Annotated in this window: 12 protein-coding genes; 1 reads left to right on the top strand and 11 read right to left on the bottom strand. The window is 53.2% G+C overall.

Translation table 11 applies throughout. The features are described from left to right. Nucleotides 1-22 precede the first annotated feature (22 nt). The 6 genes from NCTC9997_RS06055 to NCTC9997_RS06030 all read right to left on the bottom strand — a co-directional run bounded on the left by NCTC9997_RS06055 (nucleotide 23) and on the right by NCTC9997_RS06030 (nucleotide 7,231). Nucleotides 23-913 carry a phosphotransferase gene (locus tag NCTC9997_RS06055; protein WP_064977571.1) on the bottom strand — a complete coding sequence of 297 codons (891 nt, stop codon included), beginning with the start codon at nucleotides 911-913 and terminating at the stop codon, nucleotides 23-25. 137 nt (nucleotides 914-1,050) lie between these two features. Further along, a complete protein-coding gene (gene kdsB / locus NCTC9997_RS06050; protein WP_064977570.1) occupies nucleotides 1,051-1,803 on the bottom strand; it encodes a 3-deoxy-manno-octulosonate cytidylyltransferase in 753 nt (250 codons plus the stop codon). Then, a complete protein-coding gene (locus NCTC9997_RS06045; protein WP_010861835.1) occupies nucleotides 1,800-1,982 on the bottom strand; it encodes a Trm112 family protein in 183 nt (60 codons plus the stop codon). The genes kdsB and NCTC9997_RS06045 overlap by 4 nt, the downstream gene beginning before the upstream one ends. Nucleotides 1,983-1,993: 11 nt before the next feature. Further along, complete coding sequence (gene lpxK / locus NCTC9997_RS06040) at nucleotides 1,994-2,998, bottom strand: tetraacyldisaccharide 4'-kinase (RefSeq protein WP_064977569.1); 1,005 nt, start codon at nucleotides 2,996-2,998, stop codon at nucleotides 1,994-1,996. 107 nt (nucleotides 2,999-3,105) lie between these two features. Continuing rightward, entirely contained in the window at nucleotides 3,106-4,854 is a 1,749-nt protein-coding gene (gene msbA / locus NCTC9997_RS06035) for a lipid A ABC transporter ATP-binding protein/permease MsbA (RefSeq protein ID WP_064977568.1), read from the bottom strand. Between the two features lie 34 nt (nucleotides 4,855-4,888). Then, nucleotides 4,889-7,231: a DNA internalization-related competence protein ComEC/Rec2 gene (locus NCTC9997_RS06030; protein ID WP_167550125.1), complete on the bottom strand. Its 2,343-nt coding sequence runs from the start codon at nucleotides 7,229-7,231 to the stop codon at nucleotides 4,889-4,891. Nucleotides 7,232-7,243: 12 nt separating this feature from the next. On the opposite strand from NCTC9997_RS06030, the gene NCTC9997_RS06025 reads away from it, so the two are divergent. Further along, complete coding sequence (locus tag NCTC9997_RS06025) at nucleotides 7,244-7,765, top strand: DUF2062 domain-containing protein (protein ID WP_010861839.1); 522 nt, start codon at nucleotides 7,244-7,246, stop codon at nucleotides 7,763-7,765. Nucleotides 7,766-7,967: 202 nt separating this feature from the next. On the opposite strand, the gene rmf is transcribed toward NCTC9997_RS06025, so the two are convergent. The 5 genes from rmf to NCTC9997_RS06000 all read right to left on the bottom strand — a co-directional run bounded on the left by rmf (nucleotide 7,968) and on the right by NCTC9997_RS06000 (nucleotide 13,883). After that, a complete protein-coding gene (gene rmf / locus NCTC9997_RS06020) occupies nucleotides 7,968-8,141 on the bottom strand; it encodes a ribosome modulation factor (RefSeq protein ID WP_010861840.1) in 174 nt (57 codons plus the stop codon). Nucleotides 8,142-8,383: 242 nt separating this feature from the next. Further along, the gene (locus NCTC9997_RS06015; protein WP_064977566.1) at nucleotides 8,384-10,309 is read right to left on the bottom strand and encodes an ABC transporter ATP-binding protein; all 1,926 of its coding nucleotides are present in this window, start codon (nucleotides 10,307-10,309) and stop codon (nucleotides 8,384-8,386) included. After that, a complete protein-coding gene (locus NCTC9997_RS06010) occupies nucleotides 10,296-10,532 on the bottom strand; it encodes a glutaredoxin family protein (RefSeq protein ID WP_036768499.1) in 237 nt (78 codons plus the stop codon). The genes NCTC9997_RS06015 and NCTC9997_RS06010 overlap by 14 nt, the downstream gene beginning before the upstream one ends. Before the next feature lie 65 nt (nucleotides 10,533-10,597). Continuing rightward, a complete protein-coding gene (gene rlmKL / locus NCTC9997_RS06005; protein ID WP_010861843.1) occupies nucleotides 10,598-12,727 on the bottom strand; it encodes a bifunctional 23S rRNA (guanine(2069)-N(7))-methyltransferase RlmK/23S rRNA (guanine(2445)-N(2))-methyltransferase RlmL in 2,130 nt (709 codons plus the stop codon). Nucleotides 12,728-12,959: 232 nt separating this feature from the next. After that, nucleotides 12,960-13,883, bottom strand: a complete 924-nt coding sequence (locus NCTC9997_RS06000; RefSeq protein ID WP_197665246.1) for a hypothetical protein — start codon at nucleotides 13,881-13,883, stop codon at nucleotides 12,960-12,962. Nucleotides 13,884-14,531: the final 648 nt, after the last annotated feature.

Here is a 14,531-nt window from a genome sequence, read left to right as displayed (position 1 = left end):
GGAATAACCGCTGCGCTGGCGGTTATTCCAACCACGGGATCAAGTTTTGGCTGTAGGCCGCCAACCGCTCATGGTTCATTTTGCCACAACGTAACCCCGCCGCCACTTCATCCCACACTTTATAAAGCCAACGCCGCGCGGCAAATTGCTCCGCCACAGGGGCGCGTTTGAGGTAAGTGGACAGCACTTTCTCGGCAAAGGGATCGTCACACAGGTGCATCAAATCATATTCGCGTGGTGCCGCTTGGATCTCGCCCGGATCGAGTACCGCTAAGAGCTGATCTGTTTTCACATCTTTAAGCAGGTTACGTAAGCGAAAATCGCCGTGCACCAACACACAAGTATCATCAAACTCACTAAACAGGCGCGACGTTTTCTCCAGTGAACGGTACAAAATCACCCGCTCGGCATAATCGCAATCGGTAAAGGCTTCCAACTGGTTCCACAGCTGCACTTGATAGCGGGTATACCACTCCGTCCATCCTTGCTCTTTAAGATCGCCACTGATCCCCGTGAAACCTTGGCTATCAACACGGTGCCAGCTCAGCAAGCAATCTACGATATGTTCACTTAATGCCTGAGAGCGATCAGTGCTGCGACAAGGGGCTGAAACCGTGATCCCCGGTAAACGCTCCAACAATAAGATTTCTTTATAGAGGGATGTTCGGGTCGGACAATACACGCTGTGCACCGCGGGCACGCGAACCCAAGAGTGACGAGATAACAGCAACAGCTTGTTCATCTCATTTTGCGCCACCCCCGCCACTGGGTAGGCTTTCGCTACCACAGGGAAGGTGCGGTTTTGACTGTCGTACAAGGCATACACGGTCGCCACCTGACCACGGCCAATCACTTCCGCCCGTGACACTGGCTCTCCCAGCAACTGACCCAGATCGTCCAGCAAACCTTCCATTTCGTACCTCCTGTACCGCCCTGCATTGTCTGCTTCTTATAAAGATGACACCATTTTTCTTATTGTGGCAAATAAAATATGGCCAATAAAAAACCACCGCAAGGGTGGTTTTTCAGTTTTGTCTGCTCGGTAAAGAATTAACCCGCAATAATCTGGCGTACTTTATCCAGATCTTCGGGGGTATCCACGCCCGCCGGCAAGGCTTCGGATGCCTGTGCGACATGGATCTTCTCGCCGTACCACAGCACGCGCAGCTGCTCAAGGCACTCAATTTGCTCTAACTGGCTCGGCTGCCAATTGATGTACTGACGGATAAAACCGGCGCGGTAGGCATAAATGCCCACATGGCGTTGGTAAAAATCGCCAATCTGCTCACGGCTGTGGGCAAAGTTATCGCGATCCCACGGGATGGTAGCGCGTGAGAAATAGAGGGCATAGCCATCTTTGTCGGTCAGCACTTTCACCGCATTAGGATTAAAAGCTTCTTCGGCATCACGAATCGGCACGGACAGGGTCGCCATACGCGCTTGTGTCGCTTGCGCCAGATTATCCGCGACCTGACGAATCACCGCCGGAGGGATCAACGGCTCATCGCCCTGCACGTTTACCACGATGGCATCATCGGCCAGCCCGTAATGTTCAATCACTTCGGCTAAGCGTTCAGTACCGGAATTGTGATCAACGCGCGTCATGCAAACTTCACCGCCAGCGGCTTTGACCGCTGTCGCAACGTCAGGATGATCGGTCGCCACAATCACACGTTCAGCACCCGATTGCAGTGCCTTTTCCATCACGTGCACCACCATCGGTTTACCACCGATGTCCGCCAGCGGCTTACCCGGCAAACGGGTGGACGCGTAGCGAGCCGGAATAATCACGGTAAAACTCATGACAGGATCTCTTCAGCGGTCAGTTCACGGGCGCGGTTTTCCAGCAATACCGGAATGCCGTCGGTCATTGGATAAGCCAGACGGTCCAGTTTGCAAACCAACTCTTGTTTCTCTTTATCGTAATGCAGCTTTCCCTTACAAACCGGGCACGCCACAATTTCAAGCAGACGGTGATCCATACGTCATCTCCTTAGATATGATCGGTTTTTTGCGCTGTGATCTTGGCGATGATCTGCGCCAACAGCGCCTGCCCTGCACTTTCCGGCAGCTGAGCACTGACTGGCAAATACCACCAGTTTGGTTGGATAAAATCACGGCATTTGACGGCATCTTTTTCCGTCATCAACAAGGTTTGTTCTGTCGTCGCGAGCGCATTGAGCTGCTCTGCGTGGTAGGCCTGATGATCGGCAAACGCCACACAGCGCTCCGGTGCAGCGCCTAGTTGCTGCAAAGTAGCAAAAAAGCGTGGGGGATGGCCAATACCGGCCATCGCAACAATATGCGGTAACGCACTCACCGCGCGGCGCTCTCCAGTCGCCAAATTGATGGCCAAATCGGGCGCTAATTGCATCGGGATTTCGCCGTGCTGCGCATTACCGCCATTCACCACTACCGCGGCTACCGAGAATAAACGCTGTGGCGTTTCTCGTAGTGGGCCTGCTGGCAGCAAAAAGCCATTTCCGAAGCGACGCACCCCATCGACAATCACGATTTCGATATCGCGCGCCAGCGCATAATGCTGCAACCCATCATCAGTAATGATGACATCAATCTGCTGTGGATAGGTATCAAGCAGCGCCTGCACCGCAGCACTGCGCTGCGGCGCTACCGCCACCGGCACCCCAGTGCGCCGACGGATCAGCACCGGCTCATCACCGGCCTGCGCCGTGGACACGTTATCGGTCACCAGCAGTGGATAGCACTCGGCCTTGCCGCCATAACCGCGTGACACAACCGCCGGACGGTAACCTTGTGCCTGCAATTGCTCCACCAGCCAGACAACCATCGGCGTTTTACCGTTACCGCCGACCGTAATATTGCCGACCACCACCACAGGCACCGGCGCACGCCACGCTTTTTTTAGCCCGAAACGAAACGCCAGTCGGCGCACACCACTGATCAGGGCAAACAAGGCGCTGAGCGGCAACAGCAGCCAACACCAAGGCGAGCGGGAAAACCAGAGTTTCTCTATCATCGCCCAGCTCCTCGCATGATGCCTTGCATTATTCCTTTCGGTATCGGCTCCTGAAAGAGCCACGTAAACGCGGCTCGCTCCAGATATTGCACGGCTTGCATACGCGGTTATTCCCCAAACTGCATGCGATGCAATTGGGCATAGGCACCGTTTCGCGCCAGCAGATCAGCATGTTTGCCACGCTCGACAATCTCGCCTTCATCCACCACCAGAATTTCATCCGCATTTTCGATGGTCGACAGACGGTGAGCAATCACCAGAGCAGTACGGTTCTTCTGCAGTTCATCCAACGCTGCTTGAATAGCGCGCTCCGATTCAGTATCCAGCGCCGAGGTGGCCTCATCCAGAATCAGAATTGGGCAATCGCGCAGCAAGGCTCGGGCAATCGCAATACGCTGACGCTGACCACCGGAAAGCAGCACGCCGTTTTCACCCACCAGCGTATCAAAACCCTGATCCATCTTCTGGATAAACTCGGAGGCGTGGGCGATTTCCGCCGCTTGCTCCACCTGCTCACGGCTGTACACATCGGTACGAGCATAAGCAATGTTGTTGGCCACGGTGTCATTGAACAGATGCACTTGCTGAGAAACCAGTGCGACCTGATTACGCAGGTCAGACAGCTGATATTCGCGCAGCTCATGACCATCCATCAGGATCTCACCCGCTTGGATGTCATAAAAACGGGTCAGCAAGTTAGCAATGGTCGATTTGCCTGAGCCAGAACGCCCCACCAATGCCACGGTTTTGCCCGCCGGAACGGTAAAGCTGATGTTTTTCAGCGCTGGATTATCTTTGGTTGGGTAGGTAAAGGTGACATTACGGAATTCGATATCGCCCTTGGCACGCTCCAGACGACGAGTGCCGTCATCTTTTTCCGGCTCCATATCCAAAATGGTAAACAGCGTTTGGCACGCGGCCATACCACGCTGGAACTGCGCGTTCACGTTAGTCAGCGATTTGAGCGGACGCAGCAACGCCATCATAGAAGAGAACACCACCGTGATAGTACCGGCACTCAACGTCTGCATCACTTCCGGCAATGACGCCACATACAGCACCACACACAGAGCACTGGACGCGATGATTTGCACCAGCGGATCAGAAATCGAGGTCGCCGACACCATTTTCATGGACTGCTGACGCATGCGATTACTGACTTCATCAAAGCGTTTGGCTTCCACTTCTTGGCCGCCAAAGCTCAGCACCACTTTATGCCCTTTGAGCATCTGTTCGGCAGAGGCCGTTACATGGCCCATGGTGTTTTGCATATCTTTGCTAAGCGTGCGGAAACGACGGGAAACCACCCGAATCGCCAACGCCACGACTGGGCCTACCACCACTAAAATCAGCGACAGCTGCCAGCTGTTGTAGAACATCATGCCCAGCAGACCGATGATGTACGCCCCTTCGCGCACCACGGTAATCAACGCACCGGAAGAGGATGACGCGACCTGCTCGGAGTCGTAGGTAATACGAGACAGCAGCGTACCAGTCGATTGTTTGTCAAAAAAAGACACCGGCATGTGCATCATGTGCTTGAACAGGCGCTGACGCATATGCATCACCACTTTGCCGGATACCCATGACAAGCCGTAGTTAGACACAAAGTTGGTGACACCGCGCAGCAGCATCAGGCCAAACAGGGCAAACGGCATTACCCGCAGGAAACTGGTATCCGCATTCCCGAAGCCGTCATCCAGCAGCGGCTTTAATAGCGAGATCATCGCGGTATCCGTGCCGGCGTTAATTACCAGCGCGATAGCCGCTACAATCAGTCCCAGACGGAACGGTTTGATCATCGGCCACAGACGGCGGAACGTCTGCCACGTCGTCAGGTCTTTATCATTCAGCATGTATTTCGCCTACTTATCACAATAGCGGGCTATTCTAACCGTTTGATCGGAGTGCGCCAAATAGCTGGCGATACCAAACCGGCGAAATATTCCTGCGATGGGTCAGGATTTGGTAACGGTCGGGGAAAAAATGAACGCTAATCTGCCCATTATCAATGGTATTCCACACGGGGATCTGCTGTTGCTGATAACGCGCTAAGATTTCTGCCCGCGGATGCCGCCACTGATTAAAGCGTCCTGCCGACACCAATGCCGCCTGTGGTTGTACTGCCTGCAAGAAAGCTAAAGTGGATGAGGAGCGACTACCATGATGGGGAATGGTCATGATATCCGCGCGGATATCGCTGCCCTTTTGCACTGACTGCTGCACAAGCTGCGCCTCGCCAGCGGCATCAATATCGCCCGTCAGCAATACACGAAAGCGCCCATCGGTCACCAGCAAGGTGCACGAATCGGTGTTACCGGCTTTCGTCACCTGTTGCAATGGCCATAACGGTTGGATCCCAAGGCCCTGCCACTGCCAGTTAAGCCCCCGATGACACGCCCCTGCCCCGCGTACCGAGCCGGATAAACGCAGCCAAGCATCGGGATAAGCACGCTGTAAGTCCGGCAAACCGCCGGCATGGTCGTTATCCTGATGTGAGAGAATAATGCCGTCTAGCCTCAGGCCATGCCAACGCAAAAAAGGCAGTAGCGTCAAGGTCGCCATACTACCGCCATCCCAACTGCTACCGGTATCGTAGACAATCGCATGCCCATTGCGGCTCAGCACCATCGCTAGCCCTTGGCCAATATCCAACATATCCACGCGCCATAAGGGTTCACGCCGAGCCAGCGGCAACAGCAGTAGCACCACCAGCAACACGCTGGCGACTGGCGCGCTGCGGTGTAATCCCAAACGCCAGAGCATTACGCCCGCTAACAACGCCAAACTTAACGGTACGCTGAGCGCCGGTAACCATTGCCACTGCTCGGCCAGTGGCGTAACGACCGGCCACAGCGCTCGAATACTGATATCCGCCAATAACCAGCAGACACTTGCCACCACCGGCAATGCACTGATGAGTAACGCCAGTAACAAAAGTGGAACCGTCACAAAGGTGATCAGGGGAATAGCCAGCACATTGGCTAACAAGCTTTGCAACGGTAGCCCATGAAACATCGCCAATTGCACCGGCGCCAATAACAGAGTCAACCCCAGTTGAATATGCAACCATTCGGCGGGTACGCGCAGCCAGCGATGGTGCTTAAGGGATGGCGGCAACGGAAAGAAATGCCCCAATACCAGCAACACGCTCACCGCCAAACAGGAAAGCCAAAAGCTATCCGATAACACAGTGAGTGGGTCAATCAGCAGCAAGAGAGCCATCACCACCAGCAGTAACGTCACTGGCCGCCATTGCCAACGTAAACAGCGCGCCGCTAATACGAGTATCAGGGCAAACAGAGTGCGCTGTGCCGGTAAATTACCACCGGCCAGCCACACGTAGATGCCTGCCGCCAGCGCTGAGCCAAGTAACGGAAACAAGGGCGTCATCCAACGCATCGGCAGACACCACTGCGCCAAACGACACAGAATAAAGCCGCACAAACCGGCAAACAGCACATGTAATCCGGAAATTGCCATCAAATGTGCAATGCCGCTGTACTGAAACACTTGCCAACGCACATCAGATATCATGCTGCGCTCACCGAAAGCCAGCGCCAGCAGTACATCCTGATTGGGTAAATCGGCCATCTGTTGCAGGCTAAGACTGATCAAGCGCTGGCGTAAATCGGGCTCACCACCGATACGTTTCCCCTGCTTGATTAAGCCGGTCGCTAAGATATGCTCGGAAATCATCCAACGCTGCGCATCAAACCCGCCTTCATTCTCTCGCCCAGAAAGCGGACGCAACTTAACCTGTAATTGCCAACGCTCACCGGCTTGCATCGGTAATGGCTGTAATACGCTCAATCGCGCCAAAAAAGGCTTTGCTAAACCTGTGCCCGAGAGGACTTCCACCAAAATCGGACGCTCTTTAGGCTCGGTTAACGACGCCGTACTCGGTGCGCGCGGTGGATTTTTTGCTCGACTGTCATTTCGTTTAAGGAGGGGACTTTTAATCTGTGCAATGATGGTAATATAACCGGCGTCAGATTTTAGCTGCTGACTCTCATTCAAGAATTGACGCGCCTCGGTTATTGCCCCTATAAAGGACACCCCCAGAATCAGCAGCGCACCACGCGCGGCCGGTGACGGGAACAACCTGAACAATAACAGGGGTAATAGCCCGAGCAGCAGTAACCACGAGGGTAAAGCATTGAGCCACACTAAAGGCAAAGTTCCGGCAATAACCGCAACGGCGGCAGTATCCAGTATAAGAAATCGTTTCAACGGTGTGTGACCATGCTTAAACAGTTTATTCAGAAATACCTGCCCTCACAGGAGGCGATGCAGAACCACAAAAGCCTGCGTATTCTTAACCGCTGGCTGCACCATGCCAACCTGTGGAATCTGAATCGTCGATCTGCTTCCGGCGCTTTTGCAGTCGGACTGTTTGTTGCATTCATTCCGTTGCCATGCCAAATGCTGTTGGCGGCGGCGGGCGCTATTTTGCTGCGGGTCAATTTGCCGTTATCGGTCGCACTGGTGTGGCTGACCAACCCCGTGACCATGCCGCCTATTTTCTATTGTGCGTATAAAGTCGGCTCTTGGATCTTAGGTACACCGCCGTTCACCGGTGAAGTACATTTCACGACTGAGTGGATGATGCGACACTTCTCGCACCTGTTTACTCCATTCTTGTTGGGCAGCTTTGTCTGTGGGATTGTGGCCGCCATCGTGGGGTATTTTGCTATTCGCGGGATCTGGCGTTACTCGGTCACGCGCAACTGGCAAAAACGTCGCCAGCGCAATCTCAATTCTTAAGCGACCAATCTTAAGCAACCAATAGCTTAATCAACAAAACCCAAGCAACAAAAAGGGCACTCCCTGAGTGCCCGTGGTATGTCTGATTAACTGATTCCGGCTGCGGACTACTGTCACTGCTCTGTCACGACTGTCCTAAGAGCATGTTCTGAGGGCAGCCGGGGTGATATCCGGTGTAAATTATTCTCCGATACCGGCAGCCCTATTTAATACCATTTGACGTTCTGTCTTCCATTGCTTCGCGCCAACCGCCTAACCAATGTGATCGCGCATCAAGAGTTTGATACGGGCAAAGCTCTTTCGAACGCCCTTCTAATCCAGCAAAGTAACCACGTGAATGAGCACGTTCCAAACGATCCCGTTTTTGTCTCTTCATTCAGGTTTCCCTCATGTTGGTACGGAAGACTCAGAAGAGGAGTAACTCCTCCCCTCTAAGAATTGAACAATCATGGGATGAATTCAACGCGCAAAATTCAGGCCAATTCAGCTTTTGTGAGGCCTGACACGGGGAAGCGAAAAAGAAAAAGGCCATCATACCGTTCAGCATGATTGCTGAGTATGATGGCCTGATGACAGATTAGCGAAAGAACCGTTACAGATTCAGTCAGTTATTCTGTACTAGCTGTTGTTTTTGACATTTTCCAGCTCTTCCCAACGCTCAAAAGCCGTTTCGAGCTTTTGCTCTACTTCAGCCAATTCATTCAGCACGCGGGATGTTTCCTGATGCGGTTTTTGGAAAAATTCTGGATTTTCCACCTCAGCCTGCAATTCGGCGATACGGGTTTCGTACTGCTCCAGTAACGCTGGCAACTCATCAAGCTCGCGTTGTTGCTTATAGCTCAAACGCACCGTCGCGCTTGTACGACGCGGCTTTTCGGCCACAGGCTTGGCTTCTTCTGCTGGCTTGGCTGCCGCTTTCGGCTGCTGCGCCGCGCGGGTGGCGAACACCGCTTCTTGCTGCTGACGCGAGTCATGGTAGCCACCGACATACTCGGAAACCTGACCATCCCCTTCAAACATCCAGCACGTTGTCACGGTGTTATCAACAAACTGACGATCGTGGCTCACCAGCAGCAGCGTGCCTTGGTATTCAGCCAACAACTCTTCCAACAGCTCCAGCGTTTCAATGTCCAGATCGTTGGTTGGTTCATCGAGGATCAGCAGATTGTTCGGTTTGAGCAGCAACTTCGCCAACAACAGACGGTTACGCTCACCACCGGACAACGCTTTGACTGGCGTCATGGCACGACGTGGATGGAACAGAAAATCTTGCAGATAGCCCAGAATATGACGCGGTTTGCCCGCTACCATCACTTCTTGCTTGCCCTCTGCCACGTTGTCCATCACGGTTTTTTCTGGGTCTAACTCAGCGCGATACTGGTCAAAATACGCCACATCGAGCTTAGTCCCGCAACGCACGGTGCCAGTGGTGGGCTGCAACTCACCCAGCAGCAATTTGATCAGCGTGGTTTTCCCGCAACCGTTAGGCCCTACCAGTGCAATCTTATCGCCACGCATGATGGTGGTGGTGAAGTTCTTCAGCAGAACTTTGCCATCCACTTCGTAGCCCGCATTTTCCAGCTCGAAGACAATTTTGCCGGAGCGAGAAACGTCATCCACTTGGATGCGCGAGGTGCCCATCACTTCACGACGCTCCGCACGCTCGCGACGTAAGGCTTTCAGTGCCCGCACCCGACCTTCGTTACGGGTACGACGCGCTTTGATCCCCTGACGAATCCACACCTCTTCCTGCGCCAGACGTTTATCGAACTCGGCGTTTTGCTGCTCTTCTACCCGCAAGGCTTCTTCTTTGCCTTCCAGATATTTGTCGTAATCGCCCGGCCATGACACCAGAATGCCACGATCCAGATCGACAATGCGCGTTGCCATGTTACGAATGAACGCACGGTCGTGGGAGATAAAGACAATGCTGCCCTTATACTCTTTGAGGAAGGATTCTAACCAGCGAATAGTATCCACATCCAAGTGGTTGGTCGGTTCATCCAGCAGCAGTACATCAGGATCAGAAACCAGCGCACGCGCCAGCGCCGCTTTACGCAGCCAACCGCCAGAGAGCTCTGACAGCGCCATATCCTCTTTCAGATTGAGCTGTTCCATCACCTGATGAATGCGGCTTTCAAAACGCCAGCCATCGCAGTGATCCAGCGCTTCTTGCAAACGAGCCATTTTCGCCAGATTCTGCTCTGACGGATCAGTAGCAATCTTCAGCGAAATGTCGTGGTAATCTTTGAGTTGCTGAGCAACTTTTTCTACGCCTTCGGCGACATAGTCAAACACGCTGCCTTGCGCATCACGCGGTGGATCTTGCTCCAAACGCGCAACCACAACATCTTGCTGCACCTGCAGGCGGCCATCATCAAGCTTTTGCTCGCCAGCCAGCACTTTCATCAGGGTCGACTTACCGGCTCCGTTACGGCCAACTAAACAAACCCGCTCGTTCGGCTCAATATGCAGTTCGGTATGATCCAGCAGCGGCGCATCGCTGTAAGAAAGGTATGCGCCGGTGAGGTTAATCAGCGCCATGGGCTAACCACTCCTGTAATCGTTGTAAATCAAACGGCCAGCCCAATTCCCGGCCAGCCGGATCGCGTAATACCGGGATGCGGATGCCATAGTCAGCTTCCAGCGCCTCGTCTCCCGCGATATCAATCTGTTCACAGTCTGGCGCAAGGCCAGCCTGAACAATCAGTGCCCACGCCATCTCACAAAGATGGCAAAACTCCGTGTGGTAAAGCCGATATGGCATGAATACATCCTTGAATTGGCACGATGCCGGAATCCTACGAGTCCGGCATCGTCAGTGTTGCTGTGTTACGCTTTGTGGCGGATCAGCCAGCAGTTGTGGATATGCTTGTTACGGGAGAAATCCGGTGACTGAGAGCGAGCGGTAATGTTTTCCGCTTCCAAGCCCAGCTCCGCCATGCCTTCCATATCCATCTTGAAACCGCGTTTGTTGTTGGAGAACACCAAGGTTCCACCCGCCGCCAACAGACGCTTAAGATGCTCCATCAGTTTTAGGTGATCGCGCTGCACATCAAACGAATCTTCCATACGCTTGGAGTTCGAGAAGGTTGGCGGATCGATAAAGATCAGATCAAACTGCTCATCCGCATTTTCCAACCAGCGCAAGCAATCGGCCTGAATCAGGCGGTGATTACCGCGAATATCGTTCAGGATCAGGTTCTGCTCAGCCCAGTTCAGATAGGTGTTGGACAGATCCACGGTGGTGGTACTGCGCGCGCCGCCTAATGCCGCATGCACAGTGGCACTGCCGGTGTAGGAGAACAGGTTCAGGAAACGCTTGCCCTGCGCCATTTCGCCCAACATGCGACGAGTCAGACGGTGGTCAAGGAACAGACCGGTATCCAGATAATCGGTCAGGTTGACCCACAGGCTGGCATTGTATTCGTGCACCACGAAGTACTCGCCTTTTTCCGCCATCTTCTCGTACTGGCTGCTGCCTTTTTTACGCTCACGGACTTTCAGGATAATTTTGTCCGCTTCCACACCGGTGACATCCAGTACTGCCACCACCAGATCAAACAGGCGATGACGGGCTTTTTGCTCATCGATGTCTTTTGGCGCGGCGTATTCGTTGATCACGATATGATCAAGGTAGCGGTCAATCGCCACGTTGTAATCGGGCAAGTCGGCGTCATACAGACGGTAGGCTTCCAGACCTTCTTTCTCCGCCCACTTGTCGAGTTTTTTGATGTTCTTGCGCAGACGGTTAGCGAAATCTTCCGCCCCTTTGAACGACGTCGGCGCGCTATCTTGTGTTTGTTCAGCGATTTGGTAGTTCTTCTGCACACAGTCCAACGGGCCGTTTTTAGCCTTGAACTGACGCTCAGCACGCATCTGCAGACAGCTCAGCAACTCAGGCGCGCCACTGAACAAGGATAAACGCCAGCCAGGGAATTGCTGCTTCAAACGACGACCAAACACGGTATGCAGGGCAATCAGCGCTGGCACCGAGCCCAAACGCTCACCGTACGGCGGGTTAGACAATACCGTACCGCGTACGCCCGCGGCTTTTTGCTCTGCGGTCAGTGGATTTTCCAACGCAACCGCATCGGCACGTCCAACGCTAATCAGACGATTCAGGCCGGCATTACGGATGTTGGTTTTCGCACGGTCAATCACGCGCTGATCGTTATCGATACCGAAGAACAGCGGCTCGGTACGGCTGATCCCTGCATGTGCACGCGCCTGCGCTTCATCACGAATTGATTTCCAAATATCGCGGTCGTGGCCTTTCCACGCTAAAAAGCCCCACTGCTCACGCCACAATGCTGGCGCGACATCCGCCGCCATCATCGCCGCTTCAATCAGCAATGTCCCCGAGCCGCACATAGGATCCACCAGCGGTGTACCAATCTGCCAGCCAGAGCGCAGCACCAGCGCCGCCGCCAAGTTTTCTTTCAATGGCGCCGCACCGGTACGGTCACGGTAGCCACGCTGGTGCAGACTGTCGCCGCACAAATCCAGTGACATCACCGCTTCATCACGGTTTAAGTACACGTTGATACGGATATCCGCATCCTGACGCTCAACATTCGGGCGCTGGCCGGTTTTACGGCTGAAGTGGTCAACAATCGCATCTTTAACCCGTACCGCACCAAATTGGCTATTACGGATTTCATTGTTGGTACCGGTAAAATCAACGGCGAAGGTATCGTTCACATCGAACATATCCTGCCAGCTCACACTGCCTGCCCCGAGGTAAAGATCCAGCTCGCTGAACACCTTGAAGGTCGCCAGAGGCAGCAAAATACGGGATGCCAGACGGCTCCACATCATGCTGCGGTACATGGTTGCCATGTCCCCTTTGAAATGTACGCCGCCTTGTGTCAGCTTACACTCTTGTGCTCCGAGGCTCTCCAGCTCCGTTTTCAGCAGTTCTTCCAATCCCCGGGCTGTTGTTGCAAACAATGCTTTCATCGTGTCTCTGATTTCAAGAAAAATTGTGGTCTATTATACGCATTCTCGGCTTTAAAGTCCGTGAATAATCGTGTTGTCATCGTGGCCATTCTTGCTCGGCCTATACGGCTCTAGACGCCGGCAGCAAAAAGCCGGAAACAGCATGGCTGCGTCCGGCTCCAAGTTCCGCGCTGCCATACGGCAGACGTGTATTCAGCGCATCATACCTTCAGTGCGCTAAGCGGCGTTTACATCATGTCAGTGACATATCGTTGACATAATAGTGCCGATTTGGCCGCTGGCCTAAAATCCCCTGCTCCATCAGCTGGTGGAAAATGCTGTCCACATGCTCGGGCGGCAATTGCAGCTCTTGCGCCACCTGCTTTTTACTGCAGCGCAAATGACCATTGAGCAGTGCATCGCGCACCCGCTCAAACGGCGTTAACACCGGCTCCGGCGGTAATTCAGGCTCCGGCTGAGGTAATTCGGCGGTGTTTGCGGCATCTCGCTCAGCTTGCCGCGTTTTTTCTTGTTGTTCTGCCAGCCAGCGGCGACGGAAGCGATTTTCCTCACCAATCAAGCCGACAAAAAAGGCTGCAAACACATCCAGCAGCAGCGACAAAAAACACACCAGCGCAAATTGCACTTGCGCCACAGACCAATGCAGGCCATCCGCCAGACTGCTCATCAGCCCCAGCATTGACGATTGCTCACTCACCGGACGCGCATCACGCTCCAATCGCAGTTTATCTTGCTGCAAACGCAAGGCGGTATTCGCCTCTTGCATTCGCTTCACGCCGCTAGAAATTCGATCCAGCTCGATATACTTCATCGCCGCGGTTTCGTTGAGTTTGATCTGTCGCTCAATCGCGGCAATCTGCTCATCATAACGTGCGGTTTCGCGTTGGTGCTGCGCCTGAATGTTCAGTGCCGTATTGGTGGCGCTGTTAATACCGCCGATACTGCCGCCAATAGAAATTGCCGCGAGGATGGAATAGAACACCAGCGCCGAAAGCGCGCCGCTGACATCCCGACGCGCGCGCCGTTCGCCAAACTCATACCAGACATAAAACTTACCCAGCTCGAAAATAACAGCCAGCGCCCCGAACAGCCATTTCATCAACGGATTATTGTCGATGGATAAAAACAGCAGCAGGGAAAAAATTATCGAAGCCAAGATCGCGGCACCGGTAAAACTGTAAACAATTGTTAGCGCGAACCATTCTTTCGGGAATCGCACCGGCGCAGATGTGTGTGTGGTCATGAGGGTTACAGCAGAAAATCACGTATGGACAAAGTTGGCTGACGATTATAACCACCTGCCATCACGTTTAAAGGGAAACACTGTAAATTTACCCAGATATACAGTCTTTTGTATATTTTCTGACTCATTGGCTATCGATTACCGCCAATGCCCCTGCTTTAGATGAGCCTATTGGAGGTTAAATCGCCCTTGCACAACGTTGCACTTCTCAGCACGCCATCATCGAACCCGCGGTCTGACTCGATTTGGCACGAGTTGTCACCGCTTTTGCTGGGTAATCCCCTAACATCGCAATACCGTTTTACACCCCGCTCAAGCGCCACGTACAACACAGGTAGGAAGAACAAAATCAGCAAGCCTCACGTGACAATACACACCACCAGCAATATATAAGACATTTAAGCAAATAAAGTCACATATTGGATAAATGATAATAAAAACAAGGCTGGGCATTTTACCGAAACACCATTTAATTAAATAACGCAACACTTGGTATCACTTTAAAACCTGACACTCATAATTATTTATTTGCATTCCGCTTTGCAAAAAACAGGTTCATCG

It is taken from the genome of Plesiomonas shigelloides, from assembly GCF_900087055.1.
GTDB lineage: Bacteria > Pseudomonadota > Gammaproteobacteria > Enterobacterales > CAMTGL01 > Plesiomonas > Plesiomonas shigelloides.
The sequence above is the reverse complement of the archived record's forward strand: the minus strand, read 5'-3'. Positions and strand labels throughout refer to the sequence as shown.